Origin of the sequence: Actinoplanes sp. L3-i22, assembly GCF_019704555.1 — a bacterium.
GTDB lineage: Bacteria > Actinomycetota > Actinomycetes > Mycobacteriales > Micromonosporaceae > Actinoplanes.
Map to the genome: position 1 here is coordinate 7,917,019 of NZ_AP024745.1, position 20,757 is coordinate 7,937,775.

Annotated in this window: 22 protein-coding genes; 13 read left to right on the forward strand and 9 right to left on the reverse strand. The window is 72.1% G+C overall.

What is annotated here, in order from left to right; translation table 11 throughout:
- Nucleotides 1-28: 28 nt before the first annotated feature.
- Nucleotides 29-415 (forward strand): PPOX class F420-dependent oxidoreductase, encoded by a 387-nt coding sequence (locus L3i22_RS35610; RefSeq protein WP_221321874.1) that lies wholly within the window; start codon nucleotides 29-31, stop codon nucleotides 413-415.
- Nucleotides 416-498: 83 nt separating this feature from the next.
- Here L3i22_RS35610 and L3i22_RS53930 read toward each other — a convergent pair whose 3' ends face one another.
- Nucleotides 499-2,895: an AAA family ATPase gene (locus L3i22_RS53930; RefSeq protein WP_255657405.1), complete on the reverse strand. Its 2,397-nt coding sequence runs from the start codon at nucleotides 2,893-2,895 to the stop codon at nucleotides 499-501.
- A gap of 103 nt (nucleotides 2,896-2,998) precedes the next feature.
- On the opposite strand from L3i22_RS53930, the gene L3i22_RS53935 reads away from it, so the two are divergent.
- Both L3i22_RS53935 and L3i22_RS35630 read left to right on the forward strand, forming a co-directional pair.
- On the forward strand, nucleotides 2,999-4,036 hold the full coding sequence (locus L3i22_RS53935; RefSeq protein WP_255657406.1) for a TetR family transcriptional regulator: 1,038 nt from the start codon (nucleotides 2,999-3,001) through the stop codon (nucleotides 4,034-4,036).
- A gap of 357 nt (nucleotides 4,037-4,393) precedes the next feature.
- Nucleotides 4,394-5,356 (forward strand): glycosyltransferase, encoded by a 963-nt coding sequence (locus L3i22_RS35630; RefSeq protein ID WP_221321875.1) that lies wholly within the window; start codon nucleotides 4,394-4,396, stop codon nucleotides 5,354-5,356.
- 153 nt (nucleotides 5,357-5,509) lie between these two features.
- Here the strand turns inward: L3i22_RS35630 and L3i22_RS35635 are convergent, their stop codons facing one another.
- On the reverse strand, nucleotides 5,510-5,758 hold the full coding sequence (locus L3i22_RS35635; protein WP_221321876.1) for a hypothetical protein: 249 nt from the start codon (nucleotides 5,756-5,758) through the stop codon (nucleotides 5,510-5,512).
- A gap of 147 nt (nucleotides 5,759-5,905) precedes the next feature.
- Here L3i22_RS35635 and L3i22_RS35640 point away from each other — a divergent pair, with 147 nt between their 5' ends.
- Entirely contained in the window at nucleotides 5,906-6,253 is a 348-nt protein-coding gene (locus L3i22_RS35640; RefSeq protein WP_221321877.1) for a hypothetical protein, read from the forward strand.
- A 26-nt stretch (nucleotides 6,254-6,279) separates the two neighbouring features.
- Here L3i22_RS35640 and L3i22_RS35645 read toward each other — a convergent pair whose 3' ends face one another.
- From L3i22_RS35645 to L3i22_RS35665, 5 genes are all read right to left on the reverse strand, one after another.
- Nucleotides 6,280-7,137, reverse strand: a complete 858-nt coding sequence (locus L3i22_RS35645; protein WP_221321878.1) for a TrmB family transcriptional regulator — start codon at nucleotides 7,135-7,137, stop codon at nucleotides 6,280-6,282.
- A gap of 131 nt (nucleotides 7,138-7,268) precedes the next feature.
- The gene (locus tag L3i22_RS35650; RefSeq protein ID WP_221321879.1) at nucleotides 7,269-8,042 is read right to left on the reverse strand and encodes an ABC transporter ATP-binding protein; all 774 of its coding nucleotides are present in this window, start codon (nucleotides 8,040-8,042) and stop codon (nucleotides 7,269-7,271) included.
- Nucleotides 8,035-8,769: an ABC transporter permease gene (locus tag L3i22_RS35655; RefSeq protein WP_221321880.1), complete on the reverse strand. Its 735-nt coding sequence runs from the start codon at nucleotides 8,767-8,769 to the stop codon at nucleotides 8,035-8,037. The genes L3i22_RS35650 and L3i22_RS35655 overlap by 8 nt, the downstream gene beginning before the upstream one ends.
- Nucleotides 8,766-9,452 (reverse strand): ABC transporter permease, encoded by a 687-nt coding sequence (locus L3i22_RS35660; RefSeq protein WP_221321881.1) that lies wholly within the window; start codon nucleotides 9,450-9,452, stop codon nucleotides 8,766-8,768. Before L3i22_RS35660 ends, L3i22_RS35655 begins: the two co-directional genes overlap by 4 nt.
- Complete coding sequence (locus tag L3i22_RS35665) at nucleotides 9,449-10,399, reverse strand: ABC transporter substrate-binding protein (protein ID WP_221321882.1); 951 nt, start codon at nucleotides 10,397-10,399, stop codon at nucleotides 9,449-9,451. The genes L3i22_RS35660 and L3i22_RS35665 overlap by 4 nt, the downstream gene beginning before the upstream one ends.
- 108 nt (nucleotides 10,400-10,507) lie before the next feature.
- On the opposite strand from L3i22_RS35665, the gene L3i22_RS35670 reads away from it, so the two are divergent.
- Both L3i22_RS35670 and L3i22_RS35675 read left to right on the forward strand, forming a co-directional pair.
- Entirely contained in the window at nucleotides 10,508-11,350 is an 843-nt protein-coding gene (locus tag L3i22_RS35670) for an amidohydrolase family protein (protein ID WP_221321883.1), read from the forward strand.
- A 12-nt stretch (nucleotides 11,351-11,362) separates the two neighbouring features.
- Entirely contained in the window at nucleotides 11,363-12,118 is a 756-nt protein-coding gene (locus L3i22_RS35675; protein ID WP_221321884.1) for an SDR family NAD(P)-dependent oxidoreductase, read from the forward strand.
- Here the strand turns inward: L3i22_RS35675 and L3i22_RS35680 are convergent.
- The gene (locus L3i22_RS35680) at nucleotides 12,100-13,713 is read right to left on the reverse strand and encodes a (2,3-dihydroxybenzoyl)adenylate synthase (protein ID WP_255657407.1); all 1,614 of its coding nucleotides are present in this window, start codon (nucleotides 13,711-13,713) and stop codon (nucleotides 12,100-12,102) included. The two genes, L3i22_RS35675 and L3i22_RS35680, sit on opposite strands and share 19 nt — an antisense overlap.
- Nucleotides 13,714-13,749: 36 nt before the next feature.
- Nucleotides 13,750-14,541, reverse strand: a complete 792-nt coding sequence (locus L3i22_RS35685; RefSeq protein ID WP_255657408.1) for a PaaX family transcriptional regulator C-terminal domain-containing protein — start codon at nucleotides 14,539-14,541, stop codon at nucleotides 13,750-13,752.
- Between the two features lie 114 nt (nucleotides 14,542-14,655).
- On the opposite strand from L3i22_RS35685, the gene L3i22_RS35690 reads away from it, so the two are divergent.
- The 7 genes from L3i22_RS35690 to L3i22_RS35720 all read left to right on the forward strand — a co-directional run bounded on the left by L3i22_RS35690 (nucleotide 14,656) and on the right by L3i22_RS35720 (nucleotide 20,753).
- Entirely contained in the window at nucleotides 14,656-15,837 is a 1,182-nt protein-coding gene (locus tag L3i22_RS35690) for an ABC transporter substrate-binding protein (protein ID WP_221321886.1), read from the forward strand.
- Nucleotides 15,834-16,598 (forward strand): ABC transporter ATP-binding protein, encoded by a 765-nt coding sequence (locus L3i22_RS35695; protein ID WP_221321887.1) that lies wholly within the window; start codon nucleotides 15,834-15,836, stop codon nucleotides 16,596-16,598. The genes L3i22_RS35690 and L3i22_RS35695 overlap by 4 nt, the downstream gene beginning before the upstream one ends.
- A complete protein-coding gene (locus L3i22_RS35700) occupies nucleotides 16,595-17,257 on the forward strand; it encodes an ABC transporter ATP-binding protein (protein ID WP_255657409.1) in 663 nt (220 codons plus the stop codon). The genes L3i22_RS35695 and L3i22_RS35700 overlap by 4 nt, the downstream gene beginning before the upstream one ends.
- Nucleotides 17,257-18,102 (forward strand): branched-chain amino acid ABC transporter permease, encoded by an 846-nt coding sequence (locus L3i22_RS35705; protein WP_221321888.1) that lies wholly within the window; start codon nucleotides 17,257-17,259, stop codon nucleotides 18,100-18,102. The genes L3i22_RS35700 and L3i22_RS35705 overlap by 1 nt, the downstream gene beginning before the upstream one ends.
- The gene (locus L3i22_RS35710) at nucleotides 18,099-19,046 is read left to right on the forward strand and encodes a branched-chain amino acid ABC transporter permease (protein ID WP_255657410.1); all 948 of its coding nucleotides are present in this window, start codon (nucleotides 18,099-18,101) and stop codon (nucleotides 19,044-19,046) included. Before L3i22_RS35705 ends, L3i22_RS35710 begins: the two co-directional genes overlap by 4 nt.
- Complete coding sequence (locus L3i22_RS35715) at nucleotides 19,043-20,371, forward strand: hypothetical protein (protein WP_221321889.1); 1,329 nt, start codon at nucleotides 19,043-19,045, stop codon at nucleotides 20,369-20,371. The genes L3i22_RS35710 and L3i22_RS35715 overlap by 4 nt, the downstream gene beginning before the upstream one ends.
- A gap of 64 nt (nucleotides 20,372-20,435) precedes the next feature.
- Entirely contained in the window at nucleotides 20,436-20,753 is a 318-nt protein-coding gene (locus L3i22_RS35720; protein ID WP_221321890.1) for a hypothetical protein, read from the forward strand.
- The last annotated feature ends 4 nt before the right edge of the window (nucleotides 20,754-20,757 follow it).

Genomic DNA, 20,757 nt, shown 5'->3' on the forward strand with positions numbered 1-20,757 from the left:
TCAGCTATCTGAGATACGAGGTTGAGCGATGAGTATCAATGACGATATCCGTGAGATTCTCGACGGCACCGCTACCGCGCATCTCGCGACTGTGCTGCCGGACGGCTCGCCGCATTCCGTTCCGGTCTGGATCGGTACGCATGGCGATCATGTTGCCTTCTTCACCGGGCCGGGGTCCCGCAAGGCCAGGAATCTGCGCCGGGATCCGCGGGTGGCAATCTCGCTCACCCCGGACGGAAATCCGTTCCTGCCGGTGATCATTCGCGGGCGGGTCGTCGAATGGGTCACCGGGGACGCCGGGTGGGAGATCGTCGACCGGATCGCGGCGAAGTACACCGGTGGTTCCTACCCGCGCGAGGAGGAACGGATCATCGCCCTGATCGAACCCACAGCTCAGAAGCTGGGCCTCGGCTGAGGCCGGCGCTCGAGCCGCCCGACGCCGGGTCGGTGCCGGTGCCGGCGTCGGTGTCGGTGTCGGTGTCGGTGTCGGTGTCGGTGTCACCAGCCTGGTGAACCGGTGTGCAATACGTCCAGCCGGGAGACGGCGCGGGTCAGGACGACGTAGAGCCGGTGCAGGCCGCGCGGTTCGGCGGCCACGATCTCGGCCGGCTCGACGACGATCACGTGGTCGAACTCGAGGCCCTTCGCCAGCGTTGCGGGCAGCAGGGTGACCCGGTCGTCCGCGAGCGCCGCGAAAGCCCCGGCGACCGCAGCAGCCGCGGCGGGCGCGGCGGGCGCGACCGGCCCCGCCGCCATTGGCGGTGCGGCTGGCGCGGCTGGGTTGGCGGCTGCGGGCAGCGCGGGCAGCGCGGTGGGAGAAGTGTGGGCGGCGGAAGCGGCTGGTGGGAACGGGGTGGCCGCGGTGTGGGTGAGGGTGAGGGTGGCGATTCGGTGGGCGGTGGCGATTACGGCGATGGAGCCTTCCCGTTTCAGGGCCGCTTCTAGGTGAGTGAGGACGGCCGTGGTCAGGTCTGGGACTTCGCGGATGGTGAGTTGGCCGTCGGTGCGGACGGACCTTGCTGCGGGGACGGGGACGTTCAGCAGGGGTAGGAGGTGGTTTGCGTAGGCGAGCACGCTTGCCGGGACTCGGAAGCCGAGCGTCAGGGCGGTGATCGGGGCGGTCGGCTTGCCGAGGTGGGTCAGCTGGGTGGGCCAGTCCGGGGCGGACCACGGGGTTGTGCCCTGGGCCAGGTCGCCGAGGACGGTCAGGGAACCGTGCCGGCTGCGGCGGGCCAGGGCGCGGCACTGCATCGGGGACAGGTCCTGGGCCTCGTCGACGACGATGTGGCCGAAGCCGTCCGGGTGCTGGATCGCTCCGGCGATCTCGTCCAGCAGGACGATGTCGGCGGCGGACCACTTGGCGCTCTTGAAGCTGCGTGGGGGCTTCGCCCAGCGCAGGGTTGCCTGCTCGGAATCGGTCAGGATCCCTTCGGCCGCGTGGCTCAAGAATGATGCGTCGCCGAGCAGTCTGGTCAGCAGTTCCTCGGGACGGGTCCGGGGCCAGCACGTGTCCAGGGTGTCCACGACCGGGCGGGCCCGGCCGGTCTTGTCGAGCCACTTTCGGTTCGGGGACTCGCCGTGGTACTCCAATTGGCGCTGTAGCAGGGCCACGATGCGGGTGCGGAAACGTTCGCGGCCCAGGCCATATGGGAGATTCTCGGCTCTGATCTGGGTGAGTTCACGCAGCAGGGCGGGACGAGCGACCCGGAGCCGGAAGGAGCCGTCGGCGACGACGATGCCTTCGGCGGGTGGGCTGATCAGGCCGTTCAGCGCGCGGCGGACTACTTCGGCCATCCGGGCGTCGTGCTTCAGGCGCGCGGTGTCGTCGCTGTCGGTGGCGGCCGCCGGGTGTTCGGAGAGCAATCCCCTGGTCGCAGCCGGCGGGTGAGCGGAGCGTGGTTCCACGCTCGCGGCCGACGGGCGAGCGGAATGCGGCTCCAAGCTCGCAGCCGACGGACGAGCGGAGCGCGGCTCCACAGTCGCGGCCGGCGAGCGTGCGGAATGCGGCTCCATAGTCGCGGCTGGCGGGCGAGCGGAGTGCGGTTCCACGGTCGCGGCGGACGGACGGGCGGCGGGTGATCTTCTGGTGGTGGCTGGTGGGCGTTCGGCGAGCAGGCCTTCCAGGGTTCGTTGTTGTACGTCGACCTCGCCGAGTGCTGGTAGGACTGCGGAGATGTACTGGAGGAATGCCGGGTTCGGGCCGACGACCAGGACGCCGGTGCGCTTGAGCTGCCGGCGGTGGGCGTAGAGCAGGTAGGCCGCTCGGTGCAGGCCGACTGCGGTCTTGCCGGTTCCTGGGCCGCCCTGCACGCACAGTGACTGATCGAGATCGGCCCGGACGAGTTCGTCCTGGTCCGGCTGGATGGTCGCGACGATGTCTCGCATCGGGCCGACTCGGGGGCGTTCGATCTCCTCGGTGAGCAGGCGGCTGGACGTGCCGAACTCCTCGCCGAGGTCGAGGCGCTCGTCCTCGAAACCGGTCAGGCGGATCGGTGGGCGGTTCGTCCAGCCGTAGCGGCGGCGGACGGAAACGCCGCGGCGGTCGCTCGCGCTGGCGCGGTAGAACAGCGACGACACCGGGGCGCGCCAGTCGATCACCAGGGGTGGGCCGTCCTCCTCGGTGATCCGGCGGCGGCCGATGTAGTACCGCTGATCCTGATGATCACCGGCTCCGGTGCTGTCGTCGAAGCTCAGCCGGCCGAAGAACGGCGCGCCATCCGGCTCCTCGGCGAGTTCCTTGACGTAGCTCTTCAGCATCCGGCCGAGAGTTTCCGCGGTGTAGCGGTCGCCGGCGACGTGCGCGCCGGTCGCGACCCGCATCCGCGCGTGGTCGAGCATCCAGGCCTGCGCGGCGTGGACGCGATCCAGAAAGACCAGCTCAGAGGCAAGATCCATGACAAAACCCCTTGCGATGTACGGGCGGAGGCGCTCGACCATATCGCAACCTGGTCAATAACGTTACTCGGTTACAAGTTTAACCGAGTGATAGGGTCGTGGGGTGAGCGAGGTGGGCGAACAGACACCGGCCGGGGCTGCGGCGGCGCCGGAGCCGATCAAGCAGCCTGCAGGCGGGGCGGTGTCGGGGGCGCGTGCGCGAACTGAGCGCGCGTCGCTCGAACCGCGGGAGCGCGCTCAGGGCGGGGCGACGCCGGAAGTGCGGGAGCGCGCTCAGGGCGGGGCGACGCCGGAAGTGCGGGAGCGCGCTCAGGGCGGGGCGACGCCGGAAGTGCGGGAGCGCGCTCAGGGCGGGGCGACGCCGGAAGTGCGGGAGCGCGCTCAGGGCGGGGCGACGCCGGAAGTGCGGGAGCGCGCTCAGGGCGGGGCGACGCCGGAAGTGCGGGAGCGCGCTCAGGGCGGGGCGACGCCGGAAGTGCGGGAGCGGGCTGGGAGCGTGGCGGCGGTGGGGCTGCGGGAAATGAAGAAGCAGCGGACCTTCGACGTGGTGTCCGAGATTGCGATCGCGATGTTTCTTGAGCGCGGGTTTGATCGGGTGTCGGTGAACGACGTTGCGGCTGCTGCGGAGATCTCCAAGCCGACGCTGTTTCGGTACTTTCCGTCGAAGGAAGACCTGGTTCTGCATCGGTTCGCGGATCATGCCGGGGAGCCGGCCCGGGTCGTGGCGGGACGGGGTGACGGGGTGTCTCCCGTGGACGCTCTGCACCGGCATTTTCGGGACGGGCTGGTTGCGCGGGATCCGGTGACCGGGCTCAACGACGTACCGGAAATCCTGGCTTTTCATGATCTTGTTTTTTCGACGCCCAGCCTGGCAACTCGGGTGCACGAATATCAGGTCAGGGATGAGGAGAGTCTGGCCGCGGCGCTGGGGCCGGTGCTTCCGGACGGGCTCGGGGCGCGGGTGGCGGCGGCGCAGGTGCTGGCGGTTCAGCGGGTTCTGGCTCGGGAGAACTGGCGGCGGTTGAACTCGGGGGCGTCGGCGGACGATCTCTACCCGGTGGCGGTGGATGACGCGGATCGGGCCTTTGCCCAGCTCCGGAGTGGGATCGGAGTCACGATCGGCCGGCTCGGGAAAACCTGATGACGGTGAGCGGCGGGCGGCGGGTTGCGGGTTGCGTGCGGCGGGTTGCGGGCGGCGGGCGTCCCGGTCTCGGGGCCATGGTCGTTCACGGCGGGGTCGGTCGGTTCCGCGATCCGGGGCTTTATCACTGTCGCCGGGGCCACGCCGCGGGAACGGGGTCTGGGCGCGGCGCGGATGACGACCGTGGCGCGGCTTTCGCGGTGGCTGAAATCGGCCCGGAGTCGGAAGGACGTGCTGGTCACGATCGCTGCGCTGCGGGCGTCGCTCGACTCCTGAGGGGCGCCGGGCGGGCTGCGGCGGAGCTGATCTTGTCGGCTGCAAGTCGTCGTCAAGTGGGCTGATCCACAATGGGCGCCGATGTCCACGTATCTGCTGGCGACCATGCCCACGACCGCCCATGTCACCGCGATGGCGCCGATCGCCCGCGCCCTGATCGGGGGTGGTCATCGGGTCCACTGGTACGGCAGTCGGTCGTCTCGGGCCGCGATCGAGGCGGCCGGAGCGATGCTGGAGCCGATGGACTCCACGGCCGGGGTGGACGAGGCGGACCTGGCGGCCCCGCATCCACGAGGCGGAAACGGGCGGTCGAGTGGTTGGTGGACGCGGCGCCGGACGGGCGGGGAGGATCGGCGGCGGGCGCTGGAGCGTCACTACCTGGATCCGGTGCCCCGGCACCTCTTGGAGCTGGGCCGGCTGACCGGTCTGCTGATCCCGGATGCCCTGATCACCAGCACCGACTTTGTCGCCGGGGCGCTGTATGCCGAGCAGACCCGCTTCCCGTGGATCTCGGTCGGTATCGATCCGCTGCCGCTGACCCGGCGTGACGCCGGTGTGCTGGGGCGCTACCAGGCGATCCGCGCTCAGCTGGGGCTGCGCTCGGTCACGACCTGCCCGTTCACGGCGATCTCCGGGCTGTTGCACCTGCAGAACGGGGTACCGGCGCTGGATCCGCCGCGTGAACTGCCGCCGCAGATTCAGCATGTCGGGGCGCTGACCCTGACCGGCTGCCTCCAAGGGCAGATCCTGGTGACCGATCGCGGCTTCAGCACCGTGCAGACCGCGCTCGCGCACGGGATCCCGGTGCTGGTGACCGGTGGTGACCCGGAGGTGGCCGACCGGATCATGTGGACCGGGGCCGGGCTGCACCTGCGTCGGGCGTCGGCTCGCCGGATCGGTCGGGCGGTCGCGCGGATCCTGGATGAGCCGTCGTTCCGTAATGCCGCGATGAGCTTGCGCGACATCTACCACGGTTATGACACCCCGGCGGTGATCCTGAAGCAGGTCGAGCAGACCACCATGGCACTGATGCTGCAACGCTGACCAAAGGCACAGGCCGGAGGGCACAAGCCGAAAGGCACAGGCCGGAGGACACAGGTCGGAAGGCACAAGCCGAAAGGCACAAGCCGAAAGACACAGGTCGAAAGGCACAGGTCGAAAGGCACAGGCCGGAAGACACAAGCCGGAAGGAAGGCTTCAGGCCAGCCACTCCGTGACCTTCGAGGCTGCTTCGCGCACGCTCTCGGCGCTTACCCGGGTTCGCCGCCGTTCGAGCTCGAACGGCGGTGCGCCGCCCGGGGACGTGTCCACCTGGACCTCCTCGCGGTGACCGCGGCGGCCCAGGTACCACACGTTGTCGTCGTCGGTCCGGTGCCCGATCGGCAGTCTTTCGATCCGTAGATCGGGAAAGATCTCTCGCAGGATGAGAATCAGGTCGTTCATCATGATGGCCTCCCAATGAGGAAACCCAGCCATGGACGACTACACCGCCGTGGGCGAACCGGTTCAGTCGGCCGCGCGGCAACGGCAGAACGCAGAGCTCGTCGACCGGCCGCGCGGCGACGGCATGGCGGCGGCCGTGGCAGGGCGGCGGTGGCCGTGGCAGGGCGGCCGTGGCAGCGGCGGGAGCGGTGGCCGTGGCGGGAGCGGTGGTGGCGGCGCGGTGGTGGCGGCGGCGCGGTGGTGGCGGCGGCGCGGTGGTGGCGGCGGCGCGGTGGTGGCGGCGGCGCGGTGGTGGTGGTGGCGCGGTGGTGGCGGCGGCGCGGTGGTGGTGGTGGCGCGGTGGTGGTGGTGGTGGCGCGGTGGTGGTGGTGGCGCGGTGGTGGTGGTGGTGGCGCGGTGGTGGTGGTGGTGGCGCGGTGGTGGTGGTGGTGGCGCGGTGGTGGTGGCGCGGTGGTGGTGGCGCGGTGGTGGTGGCGCGGTGGTGGTGGGAGAACGTAGAGCATGGGACAGGGTGCGGGGCCTGCTCAGCCGGCCTCCCGGCGCCGCTGCTCGGTCGGGCGCTGCTGCTCCGCCGGGCGCCGATAGTGTTCCAGGGCCTGCAGGCCCGGCCCGTAAGCCCGTTCCAACTCGGGCCCGAAGCCGGCGTAGATCTGCTGCAGGTCGATGTCGTGCCGCACGTACCCTTTGATCGCCGCCACCAGCAGATCGTTGCGGCTGTGCAGCCCGTGCCACTGCCGCCCGTCGCGGGCGAGTGCCCAGATCACCTCCCGCGAGTCCCCGACCAGGGCGAGGTGCCGGGCCTGATGGTGCCGGTAGATCGCCTTCTCGGTGCTCTCGTGGCGGAAGACGTGGGCGCCGTCGATGGTGAACGGCAGTTCGCGGAAGTGCAGGATCACCAGGTCGACGCCGCGGCCGGCGGCGGTGCGCAGCGGGTCGGCGAGTGCGCCCAGGTCGGGGGCGGTGCCGGAGAGGTAGACGCGGCGTTCGGCGGCGGCGAGCAGGGTGGTCGCGGCGGCGAGTACCGCGGGGCGGTCGGCGAGCAGGGGCAGGAGTTCCGCGGACTCGTCGGCGGGGGCGGGCCGGTTGGACACGGCGGCTTGACGGGCGGCGGCGATCTTCACCGCGTACGTCTCCTGCATCTGGTCGAAGAGCGTGCCCGGCGGCACCGCGACGAACCTGGCCGGGTCGCCGGCCAGCCGGACCGCGGCGCCGCGCGCCGCGAGGCGGCGCAGCGCCTCGTAGACCTTCGGCTGCGGCACGCCGGTGATCTGGGAAACCGCATATCCGGTACGGGGTTCACCCCCGACCAGCCCCGCGTAGCAGCGCGCCTCGTAGGCGGAGAACCCCAGCCCGAGCAGCAGCCCCGCAAGGTCATCAGCCATCTGAACAGCCCGCCTCGTGGGCGGAAGTCGCGAGGTCGTCAGTCATGCGAGCAGACCGCCCGCGCGCTGAGAACCCCAGCCCGAGCAGCAAGGTCATCAGCCAGGAGAGCGGGCGGAGAGTCGCGAGGCCGTCAGTCATGGCCGTGACCGATCAGGCGGTGGATCTCCCGGCGGTAGTCCTGGAACAGCGGCAACGCCCGGGTCTCCACCTCGTCCCGCGGCCGCCCCAGGTCGATCGGCACCTCGCGCAGCACCCGGCTGGGCCGAGCGGACAGCACCAGCACCCGATCCGCCATGAAGATCGCCTCGTCGATGTCGTGCGTGATCAGCAGGACGGTGAGGCCCAGCTCCGCGGTGATCGTCACGGTCAGCTCCTCCAGGACGGCACGGGTCTGCGCGTCGACCGACGCGAACGGCTCGTCCATCAGCAGGAACCGGGGCCGGGACACGATCGCCCGGGCGATCGCGACCCGCTGCTGCATGCCCCCGGACAGCTGGAACGGCCGGTGGTCGGCGAAGTCGGCGAGCCCGACCCGGTCCAGCGCCTCCCGGGCCCGCTCACGCCCGGCGGCCCGGCCGAGCGAGCGGATCGGGAAGCGGACGTTCTCCGCCGTGCTCAGCCACGGGAACAGGCTGCGGTTGTACTCCTGGAAGACCACCGAGACGGCGGCCGGGATGCCGGTGACCGGGCGGCCGTCGAACTCGACCGTGCCGCTGTCCGGGCGTTCCAGGCCGGCCAGGCAGCGCAGCAGTGTGGTCTTGCCGCAGCCGGACGGCCCGACGACGCCGAGGAACTCGCCTTCGGCCTGTTCGAAGCTGATGTCGCCGATGGCCTGGGTCGCCGAGCGGCGGCCGCGGTAGGTCTTGCCGATGCCGGCCGCGCGGACGAGCGGCGTCTCAGCCATGGACGATGCCCTTCTGCTCCCGGTACCAGCCCAGCACCCGGCGCTCCACCAGCGAGAACACCGTGGTGACGAGCCAGCCGAGCAGGCCGAGGACGATGATCCCGGCGTACATCTGGGCGATCGCGTAGGTGCGCTGGGCCTGCAGGATCAGGTAGCCGAGGCCCGCGGTGGCGGCGATCATCTCGCTGATCACCATCATGATCAGGGCCAGGCCGAGGGCGATCCGGGCGCCGGCGACCAGGGCCGGCAGCACCGCGGGCAGGATCACCGAGGCCGGGTGGGCGCGGCTGATCCGGGCCACGTCGAGGTAGCCGGGCTCGACCGCGCGGGTGGCGTCGATGCCGGCGATCAGTACCGGCCACATCGCGGCGGCGGCGATCACGGTGACCCGCATGCCGCCGGTCGCGCCGAGGGCCAGGACCGCGACCGGCAGGACGGCCGGCGGCGGGATCGCGCGGAGGAACTCCAGCGCCGGGCGGACCCACGGTTCCAGGCCGCGGAACCAGCCGATGGTCACGCCGAGCAGGGCGCCGAGCGCGGATCCGATCGCGAAGCCGGCCAGGGCGCGACCGGCCGAGGGCAGCACGTCGGTCCACGGGTCGATCGAGGCCAGCTCGGTGAGCGCGTCGCTGACCGGCGGGAACAGGCCGGTGTCGCTGTGCCGGCCGGCGAACTCCCAGACGACCAGGAGCAGGGCCACGACCAGGTATCCGAGCAGCCGCTTCACCGGACGACCAGGTGGATCAGGTAGCCGAGCAGGCCGGCGACGACGATGCCGGCGTACGCGGCGGGAAGCTGGCCGGCCTGCTGCTGCTGGGCGATGTACGAGCCCAGCCCGGGGCTGCCGGACGCCAGCTCGGTGGCGACCGCGACGACCAGGCCGAGCGAGGCGGCGGTCCGCAGGCCGGTGCGGATGGCCGGCAGCGCGGCGGGGGCGGTGACCGTCGCGGCCAGCCGCCAGCCGTTCGCGCCGAAGACCCGGCCGGTCTCGACGAGGAGCGGGTCGATGTCCCGTACGCCGAATCGGGTTGAGATCAGAAGCGGCCAGAGAGTCGCGAAGCCCACCAGGACCGCCGGCATGCTCGCGCCCAGGCCGATCACCACGACGGCGACCGGGATCAACGCGACGGCCGGAATCGGGCGCAGCAGGTCGACGGTGGTGTCCAACGCCGCGTCCGCCCAGCGGGACAGGCCGAGCAGCACCCCGAGCGGGATGCCGATCAGCGCGGCCAGCAGCAGGCCGCCGGCCCAGGCGAGCAGGGTTTCGCCGACCGCGCCGGCCAACTCTCCATCCCCCAGGCGGCCGGCGATCTGCCAGCTGGCCGGCGCCGAGTTCGCGGGCAGGACGTGCGCGAGCCGGCCGAGTTCCCAGAGCAGCACCAGGGCGACGAAGCCGGCGGCGCCCTTCACCGCAGGTACGCGCCGTCGAGCTCGATCGGCTTCTTGGCGATCTTCTGCTGGGTCAGGATGTCGGCCCACTTCTGCCACCCGGCGGCGTCGGCCGTGGTCGTGTAGACCGGCAGCCGGATCGTGCCGGCCAGGGCGGCCGGGACCTTGGTGTACGTGGGCAGCACCGCGCGCAACTCGTCCGGATGCGCCTGGGCGTACTCGCACGCCTTGGTCAGCGCCGTGCGGAACTTGTCGATCGTCGCCCGGTTCGAGCTCACGTACTTCGCCGAGGAGAGGAAGACCGACTGCGGCATCGTGGTGGTCTGCCCGACGCTGTCGGAGAGCAGGTTGCGGGCGCCGCCGGCGAGTCCGAGCGCGACGAACGGCTCGGCCGGATTGGTCGCGTCGACCTTGCCGGACTTGAGCGCGTCGGCCATCGAGGCGAACGGCAGCTCGGTGAACTTCACCTTGGCCACGTCGACGCCGGAGGCCTGCAGCGCGTTGCGGATCGACACGTCCGGCAGCTGGTAGAGGGTGTCGACCGCGATGGTCTTTCCTTCCAGCTCCTTCGGCGTCCGGATCGGACTGTCCGCGGCGACCTGCAGCTGGATGAAGTTCTGCGCCGGGTCGGCCGGGTTGCTCGACGTGCTGCTGATCGCGGTGACCGGCACGCCGTTCGAGCGGGCCAGCAGCACCGCCGGGGCGTTCAGGAAACCGATCTCGGCCTGGCCGCCGACCACGGACGGGATCACCGCGGGCGCCTCGGCCGGCACGACCTGCACGTCCAGCCCGGCCTCGGTGAAGATGCCCTTGCTGACGCCGAGGACCATGGCGGCCGCGCCGGAGACGCCGATCGTCGCGACCCGCAGCTTCGGCGGCCCGGACTGTTCCTCGTCGGAGGAGCCGCAGCCGGCCGCGAGCAGCGCTGCGATCGCCACCACGGCCACGGACACGCGCGGGAAGCTCATGGATCCCTCCCTACTCCGGTAGGTAGCAACCTTCAAGAGATCAATGGAGATCTATCGCCAGACGTCAGAGCGGTTGCAAGATCGGCACTTATCGATCAGTTTGGGCGGGTGCGCCGGATCGATCTGCACTGCTACCCCGGTACGCCGGAGTGGGTCGCCTCGCAGGGCCCGTTCGCCGAGGCGCTCGCCGCGTACTGGAAGAAGCCCTGGGTCGGGCGGCCGGAGGCGGACGTGGTCGCGGATCTCGCGGCGGCCGGCGTCGAGGCACTGCTCGTGGCGTTCGACATCTCGGCCGCCACCGGGGCGCCGGCCTGCGACAACGCCTATGTCGCCGGGATGCGCGACCGGCACCCGGCGGTGTTCCCCGGCGCGTGGGGCGCGGTCGATCCGCTCCGGGGCCCGGCGGCGCTGACCGACGCGGAGACCGCCGTCCGGGAGCACGGGGTGATCGGCTTCCACTTCCACCCGATCATGGGCCGGTTCCGGGTGGACGATCCGGCGCTGCGGCCGCTGTTCGAGACGATCACCGGGCTGGGCGTGCCGGTCATGATCGACGTCGGGACGACCGGGATGGGCGCCGGGCTGCCGGGCGGGCTCGGGACCCGGATCGACCACGCGCACCCGCTCGCCGTCGACGTGCTCGCGGCGACGTTTCCGCGGCTCACCATCATCGCGTCGCATCCCGGCTGGCCGTGGATCGACGAGATGACCGCGGTCGCGCTGCACAAGGGGAACGTGTTCTGGGAGCTGTCCGGATGGGCGCCGAAGTACTTCCCGCCGCAGCTGCGCAGCGACATCCGGGGGCGGCTGCGCGACAAGATCATGTTCGGCAGCGACCACCCCAGCATCCCGTTCGAGCGGCTGCTGCGGGAGTGGGACGAGCTGGGCCTCGGCGCGGAAATTCAGGACGCCGTCTTCCACGGGAATGCGGAAAGAGTGCTCGGGCTGTGAGAGGGGTGCGCCGTGCCGGTCGCGTTCATCACCGGGTCGTCCAGCGGGATCGGCCGGGCGGCGGCGCTGCGCTTCGCCGCCGCGGGCTGGGACGTGGCGATCAATTTCAGTCGCTCGGCGAAGCGTGCGGCGGCCGTGGTGGCCGAGCTCGACGCCGTCGGCGCCGAGGGGCGCCATCAGGCGCTGCGCGGAGACGTGCGCGATGACGTCGCGGTCCGCTCGGTGCTGGGCTCCCTGATTGCGGCGTACGGCCGTCTGGACGCCCTGGTCAACAACGCCGGCACCACCTCGCCCACACCCCCGGACGACCTGGACGGCGTCGATCCGGCCGACTGGGACCGGGTGTTCGCGGTCAACGTCCGCGGCCTGTTCCAGGTGACCCGGGCCTGCGCGCCGCTGCTGCGGACCAGCCACGGCAGCGTCGTCAACGTGGCGAGCGTCGTCGGGTTGCGGCCCGGGCCACAGCCGCTCGCCTACGCCGCGAGCAAGGCGGCCGTGGTCAGCCTGACCCGCACGCTGTCCCGGGTGCTGGCGCCGGAGGTGCGGGTCAACGCGGTCGCGCCCGGCTGGATCGACGGGGAGTGGATGCGGCGGACGCTCGGGGACGGGTACGACACGCTGATGGGGCGGCGGGCCGCCCGTACGCCGATGGGTCGTAATGTCCGCGAAGCGGATGTGGCGGAGGGCATCTTCGCGCTCGCCACGTCGCACCCGTTCATGACCGGCGAAACCCTGGTCATAGACGGCGGTTACGCCGCGACCAGCTGATCGACCAGGGCTTTCTTGGAGATCTTGCCGATCGGGGAGAGGGGTAGCTCGTCGAAGAACGCCAGCCGCTCGGGCAGCTTGAACGACGCGATCTCGGCCGCCCGCAGGAACGCCACCAGCTCCGCCAGCGTCGGCGCCGGCACGCCCGGCCGGAGCTGGACGCACGCGCACATCCGCTCGCCGAGCAGCTCGTCCGGCACCGGGACGCAGGCCACGTTCCGCACCGCCGGATGCCCGAGCAGCAGGTTCTCCACCTCCTCCGCGCTGATCTTCTCGCCACCCCGGTTGATCAGGTCCTTGACCCGGCCCTCGACCACGTAGTTGCCGCTCGGATGCCGGCGCATCAGGTCCCCGGAGCGGTAGAAGCCGTCCGGCGTGAACGCCCGCGCGTTGTGCTCCGGCGCCCGGAAGTATCCGCGCAGCGTGTACGGCCCCCGGGCCAGCAGCTCCCCCACCTCGCCGGCCGGCACGTCGTGGCCGGCCTCGTCGACCAGCCGCACCTCGTCGTCCGGGCAGACCGGCCGCCCGACCGTCGCCAGCCGCACGTCGGCCGGGTCGTCGAGCCGGACGAACATCAGCAGCCCCTCGGCCATCCCGAAGTTCTCCTGGACCGTGCAGTTCGGCAGCAGGCGCTCGGCGAGCAGCCGGGTCTCCGGTTGCAGGCGCTGGCCGCCGCTCTGCACCACCCGCACCGAGGACAGATCGAACTCGGACAGCGCGGGGTCGTGCAGCCAGCGGATCAGCAGCGCCGGCACCAGGTGGATGTGGGTCACCCGGTGCCGCTCGATCAGCTCGAACACCTCGCGGGCCCGGGTGCTCGGGTGCAGCACGGTCCGCGCGCCGGCCAGCAGGAAGCCCTGCAGTCCCGGGCAGCCGAGCGGCAGGTTGTGCTCGATCGGCAGCACGTTCAGCAGGCAGTCGTCCGGGCGGATGTCGCAGACCGAGGCGGCCATCCGGGTGTTGTAGACGTAGTCGTCGTGCGTGCGCGGGATCAGTTTCGGCACCCCGGTCGTGCCGCCGGAGAGCAGGAACAGCGCCGGGCCGGCCGGGTCGGGACGCACCGGGTTCACCGCGCCGAACGGCGGCCGGGCGATCAGCTCGCGCAGGTCGATGCCGGCCGGGCCGGGCTCCCCGAGCACGATCGTCCAGCGCAGCCCCGGGATCCGCGCGGTCATCTCGCGGAAGTCGAAGTCCCGGTAGCGGTCCGGCACGAAGCAGGCCACCGCCCCGGACAGCGCGACGAACTGGGCGACCTCCCGGAACCGGTGCACCGGCAGCGCCATCACCGGGATCACCGCGATCTTCTGCAGGGCCAGGTGCAGGTAGGCGAACTCGGCCACGTTCGGCAGCTGGACCACCACCCGGTCGCCGGGGCGCAGACCGACCGCGGTCAGGTTCGCGGCCAGCCGCGCGGCGCGTCGTTCGAGTTCCGCGTACGTGACGTCGACGCCCCCGGAGTGCAGCGCGACCCGGTCCCGGTGCCGCCGGCAGGCCTCGTCCAGCACGTCGCCGAGGGGCCGGCCGGCCCAGTAGCCGGCCGCGCGGTAGCGCCGCGCGAAGTCGTCCGGAAACGGCACCACCCCGTCGAGCGACATGCCGCCACCATAGCCGGACATCGATTCCCCGGCGGGTCACTCGTCGGCCGGGACGGTCTCCAGGAGGGCGGCGGCGACCTCGGCCGCCGGGGCGTCGAGCCGGCCGTTCAGCTGGAAGAAGTGCTGCTGGGCGGGCACCGCCGGCCAGTCCGCGGGCAGGTGCGGCAGGGGCAGCCGCGGGTCCCGGCGGATGATCTGCAGCCAGTCGGTGACCAGGTGGAGCTTCGCCGCCAGGGGGTCGCCACCGGACACCGGCGCCGACCAGCGGGACCGGAAGTCGGTGTACCGCGCGGCGAGCGCCGGCAGGTCGTACGCGTGGGAGATCATCTCGCCGATGTCGGTGGCCGGGTCGGCCTCGGCCCGGAAGACCCGCAGGTGCGGGCCGAGCCCGGGGTCGGCCAGGACCGGCCGGACGTCGGGGTGGCCGGGCGCGATCCACAGCCCGCCCTGCACCGGCCCGAACCCGGCCCAGGCGAGCTGTGCCCGCAGGTCGTGGCGTTCCCGGCGGCGCTCGGCGGGCAGCGAGAAGGCCAGCAGCGTCCAGGTCCCGTCCCAGTCGTCGTTGACCGCGCTGGTCCGCCACAGCCGCGCCGACCCGTCGTGCAGTATCCGCGTCGAGCGCTCGGTCAGCCCGAAGTACATCCGCCGCCCGTGCCGCTGGCGGCGCAGCAGCCCGCGCGCGGTGAGCCGGGTCAGCGTGGAGCGGGTCGCCTCCTCGGAGACGCCGGTCCGGCCGAGGACCTCGATGACGCTTCCGGAGTAGACGCACACCCCGCGATCGAGCACGTGGTCGCCGAGAAACGTGAGCATGACGGAGGAGGAGCGCACGGGCGCACGGTACCGCCGATGTTGGCGGCATGTGCGGCGATGTCGGGCAGTTTATTGACCAGCGTCACATCGACGCCTAACTTTGCGGCACCACAATTCGATGGAAGCGGAGACATGAAACGTCTTGGGTCATCCCTCGCCGCGCTCCTGATCATCATCACCACCGCGGCCTGCGGCGACAGCGGCAGCGACACCAGCACCGGCGACGGCCCCCTGAAGGTCGGCGCGATCCTCTCCCTGACCGGCAACTACGCGCCCCTGGGCAGCGAGGACAAGAAGGCCGTCGAGCTCGCCGTCCAGCAGATCAACGGCGCCGGCGGCCTGCTCGGCCGGTCGGTCGAGCTGCTCGTGCGGGACGACAAGAGCCAGCCCGAGCAGTCCGTGCTCAGCTTCAACGAGCTCGAGGGCAGCGGCGTGGTCGCGGTGCTCGGCTCGCCGTTCTCCAACTCGGCGCTCGCCACGATCCCGCAGGTGGACCGCGGGAAGCTGCCGTACGTCTCGCTCACCCCGGCGGACGAGCAGGTGAACCCGATCCATCCGGGCGTCTTCGTGGTCCCGGCGACGTCCGCGACCTACGCCGACCGGATCCTGCAGTACTACCGGGATCAGGGCTACACCAAGGTCGCCGTGGCGCACGACTCGCGCAGCTCCTACGCCAACGCCGGCACCGCCGGTATGCGGAGCAAGGCTTCCGGGTACGGGATCACGCTGGTCGCCGACGAGGAGTTCCAGACCACGACCACCGAGTTCAGCGCGGTGCTCAACCACGTGAAGGCGTCCGGCGCGCAGGCGCTGACCGTCTGGTCGACCGGCGCGCCCGCGGTCGCCTTCGCCAAGCAGTACGCCACCGCCGGCCTCGGCCTCCCGCTGATGTTCACCGGCTCGCAGGCCAGCACGCTCTGGCTGAAACCGACCGGCGCCGCCGCCGAGGGGGTCTTCGTCGCCAGCTCGATCGCCGTCGTCGGCGACGCCCTGCACGACGGACCGCAGAAGACCGCGATCCAGGACCTCTCCAAACCCTTCATCGGCCAGTACGGATACCCGCCGCCCCAGTTCGCCGCGGACGGCTACACCGGCATGAAACTCCTGGCCGGGGCGATCATCAGGGCGAACAGCGCCGACCCGGAGAAGATCCGCGCCGGGTTCGAGGGCCTGTCGCTGATCACCCCGAACGGCGACTACCACTACACCGCGTCCGACCACGCCGGCCTGACCGCGGACTACATCTCGATCAACGTGGTGAAGGGTGGTCAGTTCGTCGCCACCGACTGGGCCCTGTCGAAGCTGGGCAAGTGACCGCGCTGCTCCGGGCCGAGGGCGTCACCCGCCGTTTCGGTGGCGTCCACGCCCTGCGACAGGTCGCGCTGGACGTCCGCGAGGGCGAGACCCACGCGGTGATCGGCCCGAACGGCGCGGGCAAGTCCACGCTGTTCAAGCTGATCGGCGGGCAGCTGGCGGCCACCTCCGGCACGATCCGGTTCGCGGACCGCCGGGTCGACCGGCTCGCCCCGCACCGGCGCGCCCGGCTGGGCATCGCGATCGCGTTCCAGGACTCGCCGGTCTTCCGCGGCCTGACGGTCGCCGAGAACGCCATGGTCGGCGCGCACGCGGTCACCTCCGCGGGTCCGCTCGCCGCCGTCCTGCGCCTGCCCCGACATCGAAAAGACGAGATCCGCATCCGTACGGCGGCGGCCGACGCCCTGGCCCGGACCGGTCTGAGCGACTGGGCCGATCGGCCGGCCGAGGACCTGCCGCTCGGGTTGCAGCGGGCGCTGCAGGTGGCCCGCGCCCTGTCCGGACGGCCCCGGTTGCTGCTGCTGGACGAGCCGGCGTCCGGGCTGCGCGCGGCCGAGCGGGCGGCGCTGGCCGGCCTGATCGAGGAGCTGCGCGGCGCGGGGATGTCGATCCTGCTGGTCGAGCACGACGTCGCGTTCGTGGCCCGGCTCGCCGACCGGGTGACCGTGCTGGATCTGGGCCGGGTGATCGCGCACGGCACCTTCGCCGAGATCCGGGCGGACCCCGCGGTGATCACCGCCTACCTGGGCGGGCCCGGGTGATCGCCGAGGTCCGCGAGCTGACCGTCCGGTACGGGGCGGCGACGGCGCTCGACGGCGTGTCGCTGACCGTCGCGGCCGGCGAGCTGGTCGCGCTCATCGGGCCGAACGGGGCCGGCAAGACCACCCTGGTCAACGCGCTGTGCGGGATTCTCGCGCCGGCGGGCGGGCGGATCGCCGTACCGGGAAGCCTGGCTCTTGTCCCGGAGAACCGGCATCTGTTCGGCTCGCTGAGCGTCGACGACAACCTGCGGCTCGGCGCGTGGCGGCGCCGGGAGCGGGACACCGGGCACGTCTACGCCCTGCTGCCCGAGCTGGTGCCGCTCCGCGATCGGCCGGCGGCCCGGCTGTCCGGTGGGGAGCAGCAGATGGTCGCGCTCGGCCGGGCGCTGATGGCCCGCCCCGACCTGCTGGTGATCGACGAGATGTCGCTCGGCCTGGCCCCGAAGATCGTCGGCAGTCTCGTCGCGCACCTGCGCGAACGCAACACCGTGGACGGGCTCGCGGTGCTGCTGATCGAGCAGAACGCCCGGCTCGCGCTGGAGCTGTGCACCCGCGCCTACGTGCTGGAGGCCGGCCGGGTCGTCGCCGAGGGACCGTCCGCGGAGCTGGCCGGCAGCCCCGAGGTCGCCACCGCCTACCTGGGCCTGGCGGAGGGGTGATGGCCGAGCTGGTCCAGTACGTGCTCACCGGGATCGGGGTCGGTTGCGCCTACGCCCTGCTCGGCAGCGGTCTGGTGGTCATCCACCGGGTCACCCGGGTGGTCAACTTCGCGCAGGGCAGCTTCGCGGTGCTGGCCGCGTTCACGGTCACCACGCTGCTCGCGGCCGGCCTCCCGCACGGCGTGGCGGAGGGCCTCGGCGTGCTGCTGGCCGGCGGGGCCGGGCTGCTCACCGGGCTGATCGCGACCGGGAAGCCGGGCACCACCCCGCAGGCGGGACTGATCGTGACGCTCGGGCTGGGGGTGTTCGCGTACGCGGTCGAGATCCTGCTCTGGGGCGATCAGCCCCGGTCCTTCCCCGGGCTGCCCGGCACGGTCGCCGGGGTGCAGGCCCACTACCTGCTGATCATCGGGGTGACCGCGGTGGTGCTCGGCGCGACCGCGCTGCTGTTCGCCCGCACCGACCTGGGGCGGGCGCTCACCGCGACCGCGGAGGATCCGTACGCGGCCCGGATCGTCGGGATCGACGTGCCGCGGATGGGACTGCTCGCGTTCGCGGCCGGCGGCGCGCTCGGCGGGCTGGCCGGGGTCCTGGTCACGCCGGTTCAGCAGGTCACCTTCGACGCCGACGTGGCGCTCGTGGTGAGCGGGTTCGCCGCGGCGGTCCTCGGCAACCTGACCCGGCCCGGACTCACGCTGGCCGGCGGGCTGCTGCTCGGTGTGGTGCAGGCGCTGGTGGGTGGTTACTGGAGTACGTCGTACCAGACGGAAGTGTCCTTGATCTTCATGTTGGCCGTGCTGATCGCGCGCGCCGGCCTGGCCCGCACGGCTCTGGAGGCGGCGTGAAGTGGCTCCCGCCGGCCGTGGCCGTGCTGGTGGCCGCGGCCGTGCCACCGTTCCTGGGGCCGGGGCAGCTCACCGTCTACGTCCTGCTCGGGCTCTCGGCGATGGCGGTGGTCGGGTTGTCGCTGCTGATGGGCTATGCCGGGCAGGTGTCGCTGGGGCAGGCGTCGTTCACCGCGATCGGGGCGTACACGGCCGGGCTGCTCGCCGTACACAAGTTTCCGCCGTTGCTCGGCCTGGTGGCGGCGCCGGTCGCGGCGGCCCTCGCCGCGGTCGTCGTCGGCATCCCCATCCTGCGGCTGCGCGGGCACCAGCTGGCGTTCGCGACGCTCGCGCTGCAGCTCATCCTGCTGTCCGTGCTCGGCGACGCGGACTGGGCGGGCGGCGCGATCGGCCTGCAGGGCCTGCCCTACCTGTCGATCCTCGGGTTCGAGCTGAACCAGGACCGCCAGTACGCCTACCTGGTGCTGCTCGGCGTCGCGCTGACCACGCTGGTCGCGTCGCTGCTGATCCGGTCGCGGACCGGGCGCGGGCTACGCGCGCTGGCCACCGCACCGGCCGCCGCCGAGGCCAGCGGCGTGCCGGTCGGCGCGTACCGGCTGCTGGTCTTCGCCGTCTCGGCGGCGTTCGCCGGCCTGGCCGGTGGCATCTACGCGTTCTACGTCGGCTACCTGGCGCCGGGCTCGTTCCCGGTGCTGCTCTCCATCGAGTACGTGGTGATGGCGGTCGTCGGCGGCCTCGGCAGCATCGCCGGCGCGCTGCTCGGCGCCACCCTGATCACCCTGGTCGTCCAGGCCCTGACCACGCTCGCCACCCAGCCCGGCATGCCCGGCTACGCGCCGAGCGTGCTGTCCTACGCGGTCTACGCCGTGCTGCTCATCGTGATCGTCCTCTTCGTCCCGCGCGGCATCGTCCCCGCGCTCCGTCTCCGCCGGAGGTCCCCGTGAAACGTCTCCTGGCCGTTCTGCCCCTGCTCCTCGCCCTGCTCGGCCCCGCCCCGGCGCGGGCCGCCACGGTCACCCACTACACCGGCACGCTCGCCGACGGCGCGACCTGGATCGCCGACGTCCCGGCCGGCTGGCACGGCACGCTGATCCTGTTCAGTCACGGCTTCGGCACGCTGACCGCGGCCGACGCCCCCTCCCCGGCGGCCGGGCAGGCGCTGCTCGACCGCGGGTACGCGCTGGCCGGGTCCTCCTACGACCCGCACGGCTCGCTGTGGGCGCTGGAGAGCGCGGCCCGCGACCAGTTCGCGACGCTGGCCGCCGTCGAGCGGATCATCGGGCCGGCCCGGGTCACGATCGCCTACGGCCAGTCGATGGGCGGCCTGGTCAGCACCCAGGAGGCCGAGCACCCGCGCGGCGGCCTGGACGCGGCGGTCTCCACCTGCGGGCTGCTCGGCGGCGGCATCGACCTGAACAACTACCAGCTCGACGGGGAGTACGCGCTGTCCCGGCTGCTCGCGCCGGACCAGGACATCCCGCTGGTGAACTACGCGTCCCCGGCCGACGGCGCGGCGGCGGCGAGCCGGCTCGTCGCGGTGGCGGCCGCGGCCCGGGAGACGGCGGCCGGACGGGCCCGGGTCGCGCTCGGGACCGCGCTGCTGAACATGCCGACCTGGTCGGCGGCGCAGGCCACGCCGCCGGCCGACGCGGCGGGGATCGCGCAGGCGCAGTACGACTGGTTCGCGGCCGCGGCGCCGTTCATCATGCCCGCGCGCTACTTCATCGAGCTCAGCGCGGGTGGCAACGCGTCCTGGAACACCGGGGTGGACTATGCCGCGCTGGTGGCCCGATCGCCGTACCGGGAAATGGTCGTGACCCTGTATCGCGCGGCGGGCCTGGACCTGCGCGCGGACCTGGCCGACCTGACCCGGCACGCCTCGGTGCGCGCCGACCGCGCGGCCGTCGCCGACCTGACCCGCAGCTCGACGGTGACCGGGCGGCTCGGCGTGCCGATGCTGACCATGCACACGATCTACGACCAGCTGGCGCCGGTGGAGTTCGAGAACCGCTACGCCGCGCAGGCGCGGACCGGGCTGCTCCGCCGGTCCTACGTGGCCCGGCGCGGGCACTGCGCGTTCACCACGTCCGAGCAGATCGCCGCGATCCAGGCCGCCGAGCACCGGGTGCGCACCGGCCGCTGGGACGACACCGCGACCACGGCCGGCCTGCAGCGGGCCGCCCTGGACCTGAATCTCGGCGACAGCCCGGCGTTCACCGACTTCCGCCCCGGGCCACTGGTCAGCCACCGGCGCACCGACAAACTGTGAAATCCGCGTTGACTTAACCGCACGAACGTATCGTGACCAGGCCTTGAGGCCCTACAGTACGGCGGTGGCAAAGATAGATATCAAGAACAGTGGCGATGGATGGTTGGTCGTGTGGCTCGAGCCGCTCGGCGAGGACCGCTGGCTCAAGCCCGGCGAGAAGTTCCAGATCCAGGACGACTACGCGGGCCCCGAGTCGCCGTTCACGATCGACCACTGGTTCGACCGGGACGACCGGGCGGCCGGGATCGAGCACCTGTCGGTCTGGGTGGAGTACGGCGACCTCTACGCCAAGGTCACTGACGAGACCGGCTCGGTGATCGAGTGCGGGCACCAGCGTCCGTCCGACGTCGACCACAAGTGGGCGGACGCCCGCGAGCGGTAGGAGA